Annotated in this window: 4 protein-coding genes; 3 read left to right on the top strand and 1 reads right to left on the bottom strand. The window is 45.2% G+C overall.

Annotation, left to right across the window (positions count from 1 at the left end; all coding sequences use genetic code 11):
* The first annotated feature begins 95 nt into the window (after positions 1-95).
* Both RLN88_RS05105 and RLN88_RS05100 read left to right on the top strand, forming a co-directional pair.
* On the top strand, positions 96-260 hold the full coding sequence (locus RLN88_RS05105; protein ID WP_350220298.1) for a Lacal_2735 family protein: 165 nt from the start codon (positions 96-98) through the stop codon (positions 258-260).
* Between the two features lie 117 nt (positions 261-377).
* Complete coding sequence (locus tag RLN88_RS05100; RefSeq protein ID WP_350220297.1) at positions 378-1,166, top strand: DUF6503 family protein; 789 nt, start codon at positions 378-380, stop codon at positions 1,164-1,166.
* Positions 1,167-1,218: 52 nt separating this feature from the next.
* Here the strand turns inward: RLN88_RS05100 and RLN88_RS05095 are convergent, their stop codons facing one another.
* Positions 1,219-4,311 carry a CHAT domain-containing protein gene (locus RLN88_RS05095; protein WP_350220296.1) on the bottom strand — a complete coding sequence of 1,031 codons (3,093 nt, stop codon included), beginning with the start codon at positions 4,309-4,311 and terminating at the stop codon, positions 1,219-1,221.
* 281 nt (positions 4,312-4,592) lie between these two features.
* Here RLN88_RS05095 and RLN88_RS05090 point away from each other — a divergent pair, with 281 nt between their 5' ends.
* Positions 4,593-18,422, top strand: coding sequence for a LamG-like jellyroll fold domain-containing protein (locus RLN88_RS05090; protein WP_350220295.1), 13,830 nt, complete (start codon positions 4,593-4,595; stop codon positions 18,420-18,422).
* Positions 18,423-18,484: the final 62 nt, after the last annotated feature.

The following is an 18,484-nucleotide window of genomic DNA, read 5'->3' as shown; positions in this document are numbered from 1 at the left end:
TCGTCGAATATTTTCAAAGGCTCAAAGAGTTCGGTTATTATGGGTTCTCAGGATTTATATCTTCGCCGATCAACTCACGCTAATCGACATCACTTATGCTAAAGCTATTCAAAACCTCGAAGGTAAACTCACTACAAAAGAAGTATGATCGCCTAATGAAAGAGGCCTACGATCTTTCCAGATCAAATCCTGATGAGAGCCTACAGAAGCAAAAAGAGGCGCAGGAGATTCAAAGGCAAATCATCGCTACGCCACTATAAGCATACTGGTCTCTTTTTAGTGAGGGATTTGTAAACTGGCTTACCTTTTGAGTTCGAAGCGAACGAAGAATTCGCCGAAGGGAAATAGTTCTCATAGCTTTGTTATAAAACATTTATATGAAAAATCTCACCTCACTGGCATTGGTCTTTGCCCTAGTCGCATGCCAGCCCAGTAAACAAACTGAAGAAAAGCAGCCAGAAGTACCTGCTTACAAGGCTCCAGAGCATCACTCAGCTTCACTCACAAACGTGTTTGATGCTCACGGTGGATACGAGCAATGGTCCAAAATGAAATTACTCTCCTATGAAAAGGGAGGTGAATCTACGATTGTGAACCTGCAGAACCGGAAGATACGACTGGAGTCACCACAGCAAACCATTGGTTTTGATGGTGATGATGTTTGGGTAACGCCCGACACTGTAGATGCAAGCAGGGCCAGGTTTTATCACAATTTGTTTTTCTATTTCTACACCATGCCGTTTGTGGTGGGCGATCCCGGTGCTTATTACGAAGATGTGGAGCCCAGGGAGCTAAGTGGAAAAGCGTACAATGGCATCAAGATTTCCTATGGGGAAAATATTGGGGATGCCCCGGATGACAATTACATTCTGTGGTTTGATCCGGAAACCAATAAAATGGAGTGGCTGATGTACACAGTGACCTATGGGAGTGGAGAACCAAGTGATAGCTATCATTTGATCAAGTACGAAGACTGGACTGAGTTCAACGGGTTACTGCTCCCTGCTTCACTACAATGGTTTCAGTACGATGGGGATTCGGTTGGTGATCCGAGAGGAGAGGCCACTTTATTTGAGAATATTGAAATATCTGAAGAGGCTCCATCAGACAGCTTATTCGTGATGCCAGAAAATGCACAGATCGCACCCCTGAATGCCGGTGAGTAAGATTTATTCATTGAGGAGGGGGAAGGGTTACTTCCCCTCCTCAATGTGATAATTAACCTCCCACCATAACAAAGGCACCCCAATAATATGGGTTCTTATACTTTTCTTTTAATTGCTTTTGTGCGGCATTGAAAGCCTTTCTTTTATCCCCATGGGTGAGCCACTCTTCATAGAATTTTGTCATAAGTTCCTGGGTGGCATTATCATCCACCGTCCACATGGACATAATAATTGCATCTGCCCCGGCAATCTGGAAGGCCCGCTGCAGACCGTAAACCCCCTCGCCATTTTTGATTTCTCCCAGTCCGGTTTCGCAAGCAGAAAGCACCACAATGTCTGTTTCATCCAGACTAAGATTCATGGCCTCAAAAGCGGTTAGGATGCCATCGTCATCACCTTGTCGTTCGTCTAGTTGGCCCGTACGGATAAAACTATTGGCACCAGCCAAAATCAACCCCGATCTTAGTAGCGGATTTTCAACATATTTATCAGATGATGCTTCTGCAGGATCCAGCTCCAGGAAAAATCCGTGAGTGGCAATGTGAAGGGTTGATGGGTTTTTTATCTCCTTGATTTTGTTTTCTACCGCCTCGTCCAGCAAGTACACTGCCGCCTCTTCCGATCTGGAAGTGTACAGGCTGTCGATCAGCTGGACTTCCTTCTTTGTGCCGGGCAGCATGCCAAGTCCATTGAACGAGCGCATATATCTCACCAAATTTCCCCTGATTCCACGTGGAATCGTGGCGCTTCTTTCCAGTGAACCACCTCCACTTCTCATTCCTCTTCCGCCATCGGTGGAAGCATCCGAGGCTTCTTCATCCGTTCCCATATTGTAATTCGGGTATCCGAAGAATACACTTCCCGAGCCTGCATTGGCGGAAGTTCCGGATACAATATCCTTTGTGTTGGTCACAATAGTTAAATCAAGCTCCTTGATGAGGTAGTCTTTGGTGGAAGGGTTCTGAAGGGTATAAATACTGATCTGATTGTACACGCCATCCGGGGCAAAGTAGATTTTGCTGATGCCCTCCAGACGATTGGCGATCGGTCTCCAAAACAGCCGATAGCTATAGTTTTCGGAGAGCTTATACCTGATCGCATTCCGATAGTTGGCCAGATACTTTGTTTCCATCTGGTCGCCATTTCTCATGATTACCATTTCAGGATAATCTTCGGTTTCAGCCTTTACGATTAGCGCAGCATAGTGAACCTCATCGGTAAATACTCCCGCAGAGTCAGTGGAGAAATCCCGATAGCGGACGATTTCAATAGCAGCTTCACCCGGCTTCAGGATCTTTTGAACGTCTCTCCAGGAAAGGTTTCTATTCGCGAAATTTTTTCCAAACACCTCTGATGACTTGCTCAACTCCTCCTCCAGTTTATTAGAAAGGTCAGTGAGTGAATCAATCCTGGCGTTGCGCTGCTCCAGATTGATGTCCGTGGCACTGAAGAGCTTGGCCAGCTGTTCTTTCTGGCTGATCCAATTTTCATATTTCGCAATCAGCACCTCATCCCCGCTGCTCAGGATGCTTTCCCTAACCTTGGATGTGGCATACATGATCAGTCCTTTCAGGGCAAGTTGATAATCATAAATTTCGCCAATCAGCTCTTTGTCTTCGGATGATGTCTCCTCAATGAAAGAGACATATTGCTCAAAAGCCGGCTTTAGATTGGTGTAGTAGAAAGTAGCTTTTTCTTCCTCTGTGAGTACCGGGAAAAACGTATTGATTTGGTTGAAATAGTTGTCAAATGTTTCCTTGTAAAATGCCAGGGCCTCTTTGGTTTTTCCTTGCTTCCAGTTCAGGATGGCAAGCTGGTTTGAGCTTCGGGCAAAATATGGATGGTTGGTTCCAAGGGACTTTTTCCGAATTTCGTATGCCCTTGTTGCCAATGGAGCAGCCTCTTCTATTTCCTCGTAACCAAGATGGGCATTGGCCAGGTTGAAATAAGGGAAAGCTGTTTCAGGGTGCTCCGCCCCCAGTGATGCTTCATAGGTCTTTATGGCCTTCTGGCCGTAATCAATCGCCTGATCTATATAGCCTCTTTTTGTGTAAAGGAGGGACAGATTGTTCTGCACCCGGCCATAGTCGATGCTCTCTTTTCCTGCGCTTGCTTCAAATACCTCGAGGGCTTCCAGGTGCAGCTTTTCGGATTCAGCATACTGGCCGTCATATAGGAGCGTCAGGCCCAGGTTGAGCAAGTCAAGTCCGTAGGTGTAGGAGTCTTCCCCAAAGTATTCTTTGTCGGCTTTTAGAATCGCTCTCTGCAGCTCGGTGGCCCGCTCATAATTGCCCAGGTTGAAGTAGACAATGGCCAGGTTATTTTGCAAGCCTGCAATCACATCTTCATATTCACCCTGGATGCGATTGACAATGCTCATAGCCTGCTGGAAGATTTCTTCCGCCTCTGGCAGCTTTCCTTTATCCATGTATAGGATGCCCAGGCTATTTAGTGTGGAGGCGTATTCGAAAGTGGCCTCCAGCCCATTTTCTTCAAATGTCTTCAAGCCTCTCAGCAAGCTTTTTTCAGCCTTTTTGAATGAGCCCTGAATGGCATAGGCATCCCCGATCCACTTGTGGGACACGCCTTCTTCAATGCTGTTTTTTTGAACCTCTTTTTGAATCTCCTCGGCTACATCCATCCCCTCGCTTACTTGCTCTGTTTGGAGGTATAGTTCAATCAGTGCCCGTGAGGAATCAAAATACTCTGCGCTGTTTTTGCCATACGTTTTGGCATCAGATTCCCGTATGGTGGTTAGAAATTCCTCCGCTTTTTTATAGTATCCAAGCTCTTGCTGCAGGGTAGCCATGTTGTAAAGGAGGTCTTTCCGGTCTCCGTTTGGATCAATTTTATTTCTCAATTCAAGCTCCAGGCTGTAAAAGTTGAGTGCTTTTTGAAAGTCCCCCATTTCGTAATCGTAAGCTTCGGCCAGGAAGCTGTAAACGTTGGCGGCTACTGTGTCTTCCTTGCCCAGAAAGGTCTCTTTGGCCTCTGCCTCATTTTCCAAAATGGTGCTGTAATCATAATCCAGGTACGCATCATCAAGTTTAAAATAGAGCTTTTCAGCCTTCTTACTTTCAAAGGCATATTGCCCAAAAGTGGCGGTGCTGACAATGCAAAAAATAGCGGTATATAGAAGTTTCATTGTAGTGATTTTAATACTAAGAAAGCAAGCGTTTAGGACTTTGAAAAATTGTGTGATAAAACAGAACCGAAAGATAATGGATACCAGTACTACCGGCTTAGTGTTTCATGGGGGGTTGAACCTGATTAATCGAAATAACAATTTCGTAAAAAGAGATTGGTTTTCAACAGGTTATTTTAGTCATTATTTTTAATCGAATTACCGTATTTTGGGTATTTCATGGCGTTTGAATAGACGCTAATTTGCTCATTAACAATAAATAGCCACCTAAAGTCAACATCATGCTACGTTCAGCTGTCAGAAAACTGTCTCTGGTTACCCTTTCCCTAATTCTTTCATTTTCATCACTTGCTCAGGACAATGCGCTTGAATTTGATGGAGTCAATGACCACATACTGGTTCCAAACGACGCTTCATTTAATGACCTGAATAGTGGTACAATTGAAGCGTGGGTAAGAACATCTACGGTTGAGGCAGCCTATCGAACCATTCTCTCTTGTAATCCGACATATGGAATTTGGGTCTACAATGGAGAGCTGGTGACCTATGATGGAGCTTTGAAAAGTTCAGGGGTTTTCATTGCCGATGGTGATTGGCATCATGTGGCAATGACTTTCCAACACGGTGTAGCAAGTGGGACTCAGTTTTATGTAGATGGTGAACCGGCGGGGACAGCATTGACTTTTACAGACCAGATAGCATCTATTGAGAGCTTAAATATAGGCTCTAATGTATCTAACCAGTTCTGGGATGGTGAAATTGATGAAGTGAGGGTATGGAGTGTGGTGAAGACACCAACAGAAATTGTTCAGAACTATTCAAGGACAATCACATCCGGTACAGGTTTAGTGGCTTCTTATGATTTCAATAGCGGTGTTTCAGGTGGCAATAACAGTGGGGTAACCACTTTGGCAGATATTTCCGGTGGTGGAAATGATGGGGCGTTGCAAGACGGCTCGGGAGATTCAGGAGCCAGTGGATTTTTGCTATCAGGAAACAGCTCCAACTGGGTGGCCTCCGGAGCACAAGCGTCCATTCAGCATGCGTTGAATTTTGATGGCTCGGATGATGAGGTGTCCATAGGAAACCTGGGAGTATTACCGCCTCAGGGTACCTTTGAAGCTTGGGTAAATGCTTCGTTTATTGATAGCAATCATGGAATTTTTGATTCCAATTTAGCTAACACCAGTTCAGGCTTTAGAATAGAGACAAATGGCGCAGGAGACTTGTACCTATACATTGATGAAGAATCAGTCTTTCATTATTTCTTTGACGATGCGGTCACACCAATGCCTTCCAATACCTGGGTCCATATTGCTTTTAGCTGGAACACAGGTGATAATTCTTTGATTGGATATGTGGATGGTAATGTAGTATTCAATGATGTCTATGCTGCATTATGGCCTTCTAACCTCCCTGATTTTGTACTGGGTACGTCATTTAACTCAGACCCTACCAGGCAATGGGAAGGTTTAATGGATGAAGTAAGAATATGGAGCGAAGTAAGAACCCAGGAAGATATTGTGAATAATGCATACGCTACGATTAACTCAGATGTTAACCTGCATGCATCTTATAATTTTAATCACGGTGTTGCAGCTAGTGACAACACAGGCGTCACCACGCTGTATGATTTATCGGGCAATGGTTTTGATGGCACATTGAATGGCCCCTTTGCACTGATTGGCTCCACGTCAAACTGGGTGACTTCTACGGCTTGGGATGTTGATGTATTTGCGCCTCTTTTCGATGTTGGGTTTCCTTCCGTAAGTGACATCACTGAAAACTCCTTTGACATCACATCCAGTGCTAATGAGAGTGGAAATGTGTATGGTGTTGTCTTACTTGATGGAGCACCAGCCCCTACAAGCGCGGAAGTAAAAGCCGGAACCGGGCAAGGTGGTTCACCAGTCCAGGCTTTTTTCAATTTTGGAACAAATGCCACAGCAAATGATGTGAGTGGCACCTTATTCGGGGGCACGGCTTATGATGTGTACGTAGTGGCGGAGGACGCAGCGCTCAACGTTCAGCCAACACCAACTTTGCTTGATGTAACGACATTGGGCACACTTCAAAATTCGCTTTCGTTCGATGGTGTAGATGATTTTGTAGACATTCCGGATGCAGCTTCACTAGATATTACCGGAGCTTTGACTCTGGAGACGTGGGTGAAATTTGACGAATCTGTTCCGGCTGAAGATATTCCTTTGGTGAGTAAATGGAACGATGTAGGAAACCAGCGGTCTTACGTGCTTCAGTTATCCAGTTCGTCTGAGATACTTTTTGGGGTTTCAGCTACCGGTTCTTCAGCCGTAGCAGGAACAGATATTTCGGCAGCCATTGTCCCCTTTTCTTTTGCTGTGGGGAAATGGTATCACATCGCTGGTGTTTTCAATCCGGGAAGCAGCATGCAAGTATATGTGAATGGCGAGCTTGTGGGAGAAAACACCGCAGATATGGTTTCTTCTGTGCATCCAGGTACTTCTTCTGTTGCATTGGCTGCTTTCGGCAATACATTTGACAACAATGGTGTGTCAACCGGTGGTGCTATGGAGTTAGATGAAACCAGAATCTGGTCTACTAATTTGGATCAAGCCACTATTCAAAATCAACTGTCAACGGAATTAACTGGCTCGGAACCTAATCTGGTGGCCTATTATGATTTCAATATCACTTCTGGTACGATATTGACAGATCGCTCTACCAATTCTAATGATGGTACTCTTTACAACAATTTTGATGATGGCATACCAGCTGACGGGGTATCTAATGGACCAATCTGGTCAAACTCGACAGTTTATGATACAGATGTGGTCGCGCCTTTTAATGTTCCAGGATATCCATTTGTAGACAATATCACCGAAAATGGATTTGAGATCACTACACAGCTATCAGAGATGGGAATACTTTCCTATGTGGTTTTGACAGACGGAGCATCTGTTCCGGGTAAGGATGATATACGAGGAGGGACTGGCTTTTTAGGAGCTCCGGCAGAAGCCTCGGGAACAATAAGTGTTTCTTCCCCTCTTTCTGAATTTTCAGAACTCGTATCAGGGTTAAGTCCTTCCACAAACTATGATGTTTACATGGTGGCAGAGGATTTGGAAGGGGTGCCCAATGTTCAGAATAATGTTGACTTCTTTGATGTGACCACCAATGCTTTGCCAGTTCAAAATGCTCTGGATTTTGATGGCACTGATGATTACATTTCTGGAACAGGAATAGACCTCTCCAGCAGCGATTTTACAGTAGAGGCATGGTTCAATACCAATGATGTCACTGCCGCACAAAGTATCTTTTCGTTAGGAAGTGGAGGGACAAATAATCAGTCTTTGCATATTAACCTGGAGGAAACCCAGGTATTGATTGGATTCTTTTTCGATGATGTAACCATCCCTTATACGGTTGCGACTGGCTGGAATCATATTGCCGTCACCCATAATGCAACAACTCGTGAATCAAGTCTTTACATAAATGGCCAATTTATTGGTTCGGGGACTCATACGGGAAACTTCACCGGAAACACAGACTTTACCATCAGTAGAAATGCCTGGGATGGCTTCACTGGATTTTTTGATGGTCAGCTAGATGAGATAAGGGTTTGGAATTCGATCAGAAACCAAACGGAGATAGCACAAAATCGATTCATGGAACTTGACCCGGGATTGCATGCTGATCTGGTTGCCTATTATCAATTCAATGAGTTGACAGGTACTAATGTCCCTGATGTTAAAAATGCTTTCAATGGAACATGGAATGGTTCAGGTGGTGGTGCTTACACCGCACCACAGTGGATAGCATCTACAGCGCTGGATATTCCGCCACACATTGTCATCAATACCAATGACACAGGAGCTGGGTCATTAAGAGATGCCATCACCTATGCAAATTCAAATCCGGGTACCACAATCTCCTTCTTGATCGATGAGCCATCTCCGTGGGTCATTGATCTGGCTACTGCTCTCCCACAAATTACAGCCGCCAACACCATCATTGATGGCACCACACAGCCAGGATGGAATTTTGGGGATGCGAATGGGATGGTTACGATTAATGGCTCATCCCTCGGAACCGTGAATGGAATCAATATCAACGCAGCTGATGCAGAAGTATATGGCTTAATCTTTACTGAGTTTAATGGAGGAGCAACCAATGGTAGCATTTATTTGGCTACTGATAACGCCGATAATGCCATTATTGGTGCTGTAGGTAAAGGCAATATTTTCCACAACACTGATGGAAATTGTATTTATGTTGTTAGTGGTGATGGGGCAATTATTCAAGGAAACCGATTTGGCACAGTAGATGGTATCAATCTGTCCGGGATCGGACTGAGCGATCATGGAATTGCCACCACGGGTGAAGTAACCGGCATAACAATAGGTGGGGATTTCTTCACCGGGGAGGGTAACCTCATCTCAGGGGCAGGGTCAGGCAGATATGGAATCAATTTGAATGGATCAATTGGAGGAACGGGATTAACCAATGTATTTATCCGCGGAAACAAGATTGGCACCAACGAAGCAGCTAATGCGCCAATAGCAAACTGGGGTGGGATCAATATCCAGGGATTAGCGTCAAATGTAAATATTGGGGGTTCTTCACCAAGTGACCTGAACATAATTTCCGGAAATACCAGTAACGGGATCAGGGTACAAGCGGGCGATGATATTAATATAAACGGAAACTACTTCGGGATACAGTCCGACGGATCCTCTGCTTTGGGTAATGGTGTAAATGGTATCTCAATAGAATCAGCACCTACCAATTTGAATATTGGGGATAACTATCAGAATGTCATTTCACATAATCTAAATTATGGTGTATTCTTCAATGATAGTAATGTGCTGAATACTACCCTTGGAAATAATATAATTATTTGTAATGCTATAGGAGGGATTGGCTTCATAATTGCCCCGGCCACCACCACCCCTACCATCCAAAGCATGACCACCGGCGGGGCAACCGTGCTCACCCCGGGGGCAGCAGATAGCAGCACTGTTTCCATCTGGGTTTCGGATGATGGATGTAATGATAACCAGGCCGCTGCATTCTTTACATCAGCACCAGTATCAGGAGGACAGGCGGATTTTATTACCGCTTTTGCCCCGGGAGCACACTACACGGCCACCGTTTTGGACCCGGCCACAGGGATTTCAGAGTTTTCAGCTCCATACTTTCTTTTACCAGTCTATCCAGCTGCCGAAGGAGCTGGTGAAGCGCTAAGTTTTGATGGGATAGATGATGAAGTAACCATTCCTCACAATATAGACCTGAACCTTTCCACAAGGGACTTTACCATAGAAGCCTGGATCAACACATCCAGTACAGATGGTGAAACCATTCTATCCAAAGGTGAAGGAAACGGAGGATCCAGCCCTGACGTGTTTATTTTCCAAAAACTAAGCACAGGTAAATTAGGACTCGAATTTTCAAATGGCTCAACCAGTGAATGGCAGGAATCTATTAATGATGTACCTCTTGATGAATGGGTTCACGTAGCAGCCACATACAGTAGTGGTCTAAATCAGGTTACGTTCTATATCAATGGTGTTCAGGACGGACAGTTTACCTATACTTTAACACCTTCTGATTTTGGAGATACCAACCCCGCTTTCATTGGAAAGCAGGGATACGGTTGTGATTGTAATTATATGAATGGTGAGATAGATGAAATAAGAATCTGGGATTTTGTGAGATCGGAGGTTGATATTCGAGCTGACTTGGCTCAAAAGGTAACAAACATCCACTCTTCCTATGCCAACCTGCTGGCCTACTACCGAATGGACGATAGCGGGGATGGGGCACTTTCGGATGTGAAAGGAGTGCACGATGGTACAATCAACGGAGCAACCCATGTTCCCTCCGGCGCACACCTTGGCGATGAAAGCAGCTTTGACTACACTGGATTAGGCTTTACTTTTTACGAGCTGGAAACACGTGATCTGGGTTCTGCAGGACCGATGCACGTTTATCGCATCAATCAAGTACCGGGAATACCAACAGGTTCTGGGCTAAACGATGTGACAGATGGGGCATATTATGGAGTGTTTGCCCCCGGTATCAACTACAACGTGGTATATTACTATTCCGGATTGACAGCAGATAGAAGGCTGGTATCCAGAAGTGATGCATCCCTTGGATGGTCAGATCAGAGTGGATTTTTTGGTACACTGGTAGGGAATGGGGAGTTAGTTTCTGCCGGTATCTCCGGAAGCCTTCAGCTTGCCACAGCTATAGACCCATCTCCATACCCAACCGAGCAGGGAGCTGGATATGCGTTGAGTTTCGATGGAGTCGATGACTACATTGATCTGGGGAGTGGTTCACAGTTTTTGGGTCATCAAAATCTTACTCTTGAAGCCTGGGTTAATCCTGATTATACCAATATATCCGATCATGCGGCAATTATTTCAAATGTGGCACCTTCTTCCGGTGGTGGAGGATATCAATTGTCTATCAGCAGCACAAATGTTAGAATTCTATACAGAGATAATACAACAGCAGATAGAGAAATTATTGCAGGTCCGATTCCAGAAGGCACTTGGAGTCACGTAGCAGGGGTCATTGAGAATTCAGGAGCAACCACAAATTTGTACCTCTATGTTAACGGAGTTGAAGTGATTAACGCTTTGGGTGTGACAGGGGTTCCCGATTACACAGCAACCTCCAATATGTTCATTGGTAGCAACAGCGACGGTGTTGCAGGATCTATTGCATTTGATAGGGAATTTGGAGGCCAATTAGATGAAGTACGCATCTGGAACACCGCCCTTGCAGAAGAAGACATTCGTCAATACATGATCCAAAAGCTTGAAGCAGGTCACCCATCATTCGCCAATCTGGTAGCCGTTTACAAGTTTGATGAGAATGATCCAAATGTGGCCATTGACCTGGCTGGCGGAAATGATGGTACCATCACCGGAGCAATGCCCGAAATTTCTGGGGCACCACAAGGAGATGGCAGCATGTTTAGCTACGATTCCGGGCCTGTAAAATTTGATACCGCACCAGAGGACGATGTGGTTGTTGAGATTGATGATGCCTCTAATGGATTCCACATCTATTATGTAGGTGGCACACCAAATCAGGACCAGGCGGCTGGCTTCAATACGATCACAGAGACAAAATATTACGGAGTATTTGCCCCCGGTCAGACGGTAGACATCCGCATGGACTACAACAATGGCGGCTCGCAAGATCCTGACAAACGAATCCTGTACCGTGAAAACGGGGCAGACAATGCAGCGTCTGGTGGATGGGAGCGACTATCGGGGTTGCTGAACAACGATCCGGCCATTGATTCACTTTATGCCTTCAATGTGCCATCCGGTGAGATCACAATTACAGACCTGGCTGTGCCAAGTTCATACCCGTTGCTGGGGGCCACTGATCCAGGCTCGGCGCTGGATTTTGATGGGACGGATGATTATGTTCAAGGCCCAGATCTTACCGAAAAAATAACCGGAGACTTTACTCTGGAAGCATGGGTAAACAGCTCTACTGCGGGCGCTCAAAATATTGTTTCAATCGGAAATACGGGTGCAAATGGACAGCAGATATCTCTAAAGTTTAGGTCTACAAATCAATTATCAATTACGCCAAATGGTGTAAATGGACCGTCATCAGGATTAGCAAATAATGATGGAAGTTGGCATCATATTGCTGGTACATATCAGGGAGATCTTTTAAGCCTGTATGTGGATGGTGTCTTCATTGGGTCAATTAATACCATACTAGCTATTGATTTCTCACAATTTAGAATAGGGGTAGATTCTGAATCTTTGACCCAACCATTAACCGGCCAGATAGACGAAGTTCGAATTTGGAATACCGCACTATCTGCAGGGGACATTGCCACTTATGCAAACACCACAGACATCTCTACACATCCGAACTATGGCGACATGGTGGCCTACTACAAGTTTGATGAAGGGACAGGGGCTGAGTTGCAAGATGTGTTTGCAAATAATGATGGAACCTGGAATGGTTCGGGCGGTGGGGCTAATACGTCACCAAGTTGGGTTGGGTCAGGAGCACTCGCCGATGCGCCGGAGCAAAACGCACTCAACTTTGATGCGACCGATGATTTTGTATCGTTTACGAGAACCGCCTTACCTAATGGACTTACTTATGAAGCCTGGATCAATACATCTTCCACAGATCTGATTTCCGGTTATGCGGGCAATCCAGCCCTGTCAGTAATCGGGGATAACAACAACAACATTCGTGGTGCTTTTGGTATCAATGATGGAAGAGTTCGGTATACTCACTTTACCGGCAGTTGGGAAATCTTCGATGGTGGAGCCCTCATCAATGATGGAGCCTGGCACCATATTGCCGTTACTCATAGCAGCACGACCAATGAAATACGGATTTATGTAGATGGAGTTTTGGATCAGATTCATAGTTCTTCGAGCTATGATCCTGTTGTATCCGTCAATCGTGTGGGAGGAAGCTATTCTGATGGCATAGGGACGGGAGATCTCTTTGACGGAGATATGGATAATGTTCGGGTATGGGATGGTGTGATTGCTGCAGATGACATCAGAGGATACCTCTATTCTACCGACCTTACAGGTCACCCCAATGAGCCAGCTCTGCTGCTTCATTACACCATGGATCAGGGAAGTGCCGGTAGCGACAACAGCGGAATAACCACCCTTAACGATCAAACTGGTGGCTTGAATGGAACCCTGAACGGATTTACGCTTACAGGAGCAGCTTCCAACTTTGTGTCATCTTCTGCTTTTGATCACAGCGGAGTAGTCACCCCTTCTACTCAAGCCACAAACATAAATGCGACCAATGTGACAGATAATAGTGTAGACATTTCCTGGACCAATGGAGATGGACAGAGGAGGATTGTGGCAGTGTTCGAGGGAATTGAAACGGAAATGCCTATTCCATCAGATAATACATTCTTTAACCCCGACAGTAATTTTGGAGCAGGTGATTTAGTAGATGGTAGCTGGCATGCTGTTTACAATGGCTTTGGCAACTCGGTATCAGTTACAGGCCTAAATCCTGGTACTGACTATACTATAGCGGTGCTTGAAACAAACGGACCGGCTTGGCAGGAATTCTATAACATAAACTCCGCTACAAATAATCCGGCGGGATTCTCAACCTTGGCTCCTTTTGACCCTAGCGGCATTTACTTTACAGAAGCAAGTGCTACAGACATTTACAAATTAGATTTAGCGGGCGGTATTGAAAGCTCGATAGCGTCATCCAATAGTGGTTTTGGTGACTATGGGATCGATTATCATCCGGGGACTGAAAAGCTGTATTTTATTGATGGGTCAAGTGGTGGGGACAAAATTATGGCTGTGAATCCTGATGGTACTGATTTAATCGAATTTGCAGACCTGGCCACTTCCGGTACAGCCTACAGAGGTTTGGGAATAGACTCATTAAACAACATTTTATACATCGCTTCTCCGGCTGGCCTGGCAAGCTTTGCTATCGCTGATGGTTCGCCGTTGGGAGTCGATGATGTTTTCACCCTCACTCCTTATGACATAGAGGTCTTTGAAGATCATGTTTATTGGAGTGAGTCTGGTGGTGGAGGAACCATCTATCGGGCAAACACTGGAGACATTGCCGGATCTGTTGAAATAGTGATGTCAGGTGCAGCTTCACCGGGAAATTTTGTGCAAGGAATTGCCATAGAGCCGGTCGAAAGAAAAATCTACTGGACCAATGACAATGGCGAAATCAGAAGGGCAGATCTGGATGGAGCCAATGATGAAATTGTGATTGATGGACTAAGTACCGATCTGGAGGATATTGAAATTGACTATGAATCAAACAGACTAATCTATGTGGACAATCCGGGACTCAGCTCCACGATTGTTGCAGCAAATTATGATGGGACATTTATTGAAAACCTGTTGGTATTCTCGGGATCAATGAATTATCTCCATGTATTGACCAAACCTACTGAAGGAGCGGTGGTTAATTTCTCAGAAGATTTTGATAATGGACTTACAGCTACGACTGATCCTTCTTTCACACTATCATCAGGTGAGTGGCTGGCACAGGGAGTTAAATCCACTGCCGATATTGACCCTAATCTTCCCAGAGGTAGTGTAGGAGATGCTGCGTACATGTTTTTTGGTACAGGCAATTTTTTGATTTCGCCTTATCTGACAAATGTCAATGAAATATCATTCTGGTACAAAGCAGACCCGGTTTCAGCAGGGACGTTCGATTTTGAAGTGTACGGATCAAGCGATGGAGGGACTACTTTTGATAATTTGCTGAGTTCCGGATCTACTGACGGAACCGATTTTATTGAATTTACTTATTCCTTTGGATCTACCTATAATGGGCCCATTCAGATCATTTATACTGGTGGTGGAAGCGAAAGTGGTGTGATTGATGATTTTACATCAGATGGATTTGTCGGGATTGCTCCTACTTTATCAGGCCTCAATCCTATCGAAATCCGCTCTACAGATGCTGAGTTTGAAATTAGCGTGGATGTGCAGTCAGACCTGTATTACGTAGTTACATTTTCTGCCACAGCCCCTGATGCCAACCAGATAATAGCAGGATTGGATGAGCTAGGTGACCCAGCAGTGTCTTCAAACAACTTCTCCAATGTGATTGGAACCAATGAATTCAATGTAGGAGGACTGAATCCGGCCACCAACTATTACGTTCATTGGGTTGCTGATAATGGAGGTGTTTATTCCAATGTGTTGAGCTACAATTTTGTATCAGGAGATCCTCCGGTCAATGTGGCTTTTGGGTCTGTAGGCGTGCCCGGTGGCAATCTGGCTCCAGGCTCCACTGACAACCTGATTTATACACTGAGCATAACACCAGAGGAGGAAGTGACTACCATTGGGTTTATCCTCACTCTGGAAGATGCCAACTATGATCCCACGGACTTTCCTGCCGATCCTTTCACGTTGTGGATGGATAGTGATAGCGACATAACTGGAGCCATCGAACTAGGCTCTTATGATTTTGGTGGGAACATTCCGGATGGAGGCCCGGTAAATGCCAATCAGGTAATTTTCTTGTTTGCTGAACTACTGTCCGCTGGTTCACCTACATACTTCTTCGTAACGGTGGATATTGCTGCAGGTGCAACACCAGGCAATTCATTCATCCCGCTGGCGCTAGATCCTGAATCGGAAATTGGAATAGAAGAGGAAATAATCGAATCCGGCACACCTAGTGCAGGCAATTTGTTTACGATTAGCTTAGGTGATGTGACAGCCCCCAACGTAGTAAGTGTTACACCAGACCTAACAGTCGTTAAAGATGGAGATGGCGCACTGAGCATCGTTGTGATCTTTGATGAAGCGATGACCGATGATGGCTCTCAGAATCCGGTGATTACCTTCCCCGTGGAGGATCCATCCGCAACATTGACGGATATCGGAGGAGTTTGGAATGATGCATTTGAATACGAAGCATTCTTCAGTGTAACGGATGCAAACGAATCGATAGTTGATGTGGATGTCCGTATTTCTGCGGCACAGGATGCGGCAGGGAATACAATGACGAACCATGATGAGACAGATGTCTTCAGTATTGATACGGAAAATCCAACGGTGCTTTCGATTACCAGAGCTAGTGCAGATCCTACGAATGCCACTTCTGTTGACTTTACAGTAACATTTAGTGAAAATGTAAATGACGTTGAGGTTGGAGATTTTGTGCTAAATACCACCGGCACGGCTGTGGGAAGCATCTCAGGGGCATCTTCTGCCTCAGGATCCACAATCACAGTGACGGTCAATACCATATCTGGCGATGGAACAATCCGACTCGATTATTCCAATACCAATCTGGATGGAGTTGTGGATGACAATGGAAACCCATCGGAATCAGACTTCCTTTCGGGAGAAGTTTATACAATTGACAACACAGTGCCCACAGTTGCAATAGATGTAAAGGGCACTTCGATTACGAGTCCAGAATTGACAGGCACGGTAGATGATCCTACAGCATCTGTTGAAGTTACCATCCTGAGCAACACATTTGCTGCGAACAACAATGGTGATGGTACCTGGACACTTCCTCAGGGTACGATCAGTCCGGCACTCGTAAACGGCACTTACAATGTGCAGGTGGAGGCCACAGATCTGGCAGGAAATGTTGGTTCTGACGCTACAGTAGATGAATTGGTGGTGCAGCTTGGGGTCACAGGTCTAATGGTGGATAGCTTTGATGATACATCCATTACCATGATTTGGGATGCAGGAATTGATGTGGATTTTTATGAGCTTGATGTGTCAACTGTGGCCGATTTTTCAACCATCCTTTCTGGTTATCCAAAAAGTATACCGATGGGAGTTGAAAGTGAATCGCTGACAGGTCTTGATTACTCCGATGATTATTATTTCAGAATACGGCTGGTGAATACGGCTGGTGAAATATCTGCAAACTCTGGCACGGTGAGCGTAAGAACCGCAAGAGATGCGGCCACTGCTGCAGATAGTGTGGCCCTCAGGCAGATATATGATGCAATTGGAGGTAGCGCATGGACGCCTGCAGTGAACTGGACTACTGAGTACATGCGAGATTGGGATGGGATAACTATGGATTCCGAAAGGACTCGTGTGGATCGATTAAATATTTCAAATCGGGGAGCTTCTGGAAATATGCCAGCCTCATTTACTGGAGGAGCGGTTGGCGGATTGAGTGCGATGACACGGATGAACGTTTCAAATAATACAATTACTGGTCTTGTTGATTTATCAGGAACTTCTATAAACAACTTGAACGTCTCTGGAAATGCCCTTGAGTTTGACGATTTAGAGCCATTGATTGGTATAGCTACTTTGAATTACACTAATCAGGCGAGTATCCAATTTGATGCTGAAACAAATCCTGATCTTCTGAGTGTAACAGGCGATTCAATCCTGGTTCCAAACACGCAAAACTACATATTGGCTTTTAGCACTGGAGGCTCTGCGAATCAATACACCTGGTATCTGGGAGATGATGTGATCACTACCGGGAGTGAATTTTCTGTGGCAGGCTCTGCGCTTGAGATTGTGACCATCGATTATGATAACATGGGTCAGTTCAGGGCAGAAGTGAACAGCACAATCGTAGGATTAGAGGATCTTACCATTAATGTTGATCCTCAATATGTTTTAGCTACCGCAGAAGTCACCATGCGCCTCACTGATTTTGATGGTGTGGAACTCACCGGAGAGACATTCCAGGGCGCGCTGCTGGAGGCCATCCGAAGAGAGAAGGGGTATGATACCCTGAAACGAGCCCCGGATGTGGGTGCGAGCTTTGTTTTCAGTAAGGTTGTATTGGGAGATTACCTCTGCGGGATTGATCCTGATAATGAAGAAGATCTGATCCCGACCTATTTCGGTAATGCTTTCCAGTGGGACGAGGCAGAAACTATAGAACTTCGGGAGGATGATTCTTTTGACATTGTGATGACGGAAGTACCTAGGAAATTAGGTCCAAATGACGGAGAAGGGTCTTTGGATGTATTGATGGAAGAAGACTTTGGAGATGAAGGCGGCAGGGTAGAAGCCAGGAGAAGGGCTGCCAAAAGAAAATGTGGTTTGAGAAGAAAGCGATCAGGAGGACGTACTGGTCAGGATGACGATGAGTTTGAGCTGATCGCCTACGGGGAAACTGACGACAATGGAGAATTCAAGTTTGGCTTCCTGCCGCAGGGCACCTACCGATTCTTCGTGGAGTATCCTGGTATTCCTCTGGACGATGCATCTTCTGTTGAGTTTGAAGTGGGTGAGGCAGGAATCAGTGACACAGATTTCAAACTGGAGGCCTTCACTACTCCTGATGGTATTGAGATTACGATCGAAGCAGTGCTCGGAATCATTCTGGACTACTTCAAGGATCTGCAGATCTACCCGAACCCGTCCAGTGAAAACCTAAACATCAGGTATAGGCACTTGAAATCCAAAGATGTGACTGCACAGCTTGTGGATCTTTCAGGAAATACCATGTGGTCCATGGATCTGAGAAACGGGTTTGATGGCGAACTGAAAATGGATGTATCAGAATTTGAAGATGGCATTTACATCTTGAGATTCTATGATCGGGAAGATCCGAAAGGCAATGTGGTAAGTTTCCGGGTGATTGTAAGAGATTAGTTAGATTAACTTCGTTTTAGCAGGGATGGCGAGAGTCATCCCTTTTTTGTTGCTCATATCCG

The organism is Ekhidna sp. (assembly GCF_040223195.1).
Taxonomy (GTDB): Bacteria; Bacteroidota; Bacteroidia; order Cytophagales; family Cyclobacteriaceae; genus Ekhidna.
Note: the sequence above shows the minus strand (reverse complement) of the source record. Positions and strands in the feature narration are given on the sequence as shown.

What these genes read in the sequence shown, in the direction of transcription:
- RLN88_RS05105 (WP_350220298.1), top strand. Translation starts at nt 96, where the DNA reads ATGCTAAAGCTATTCAAAACCTCGAAGGTAAACTCACTACAAAAGAAG.
- RLN88_RS05100 (WP_350220297.1), top strand. Translation starts at nt 378, where the DNA reads ATGAAAAATCTCACCTCACTGGCATTGGTCTTTGCCCTAGTCGCATGC.
- RLN88_RS05095 (WP_350220296.1), bottom strand. Translation starts at nt 4,311, where the DNA reads ATGAAACTTCTATATACCGCTATTTTTTGCATTGTCAGCACCGCCACT.
- RLN88_RS05090 (WP_350220295.1), top strand. Translation starts at nt 4,593, where the DNA reads ATGCTACGTTCAGCTGTCAGAAAACTGTCTCTGGTTACCCTTTCCCTA.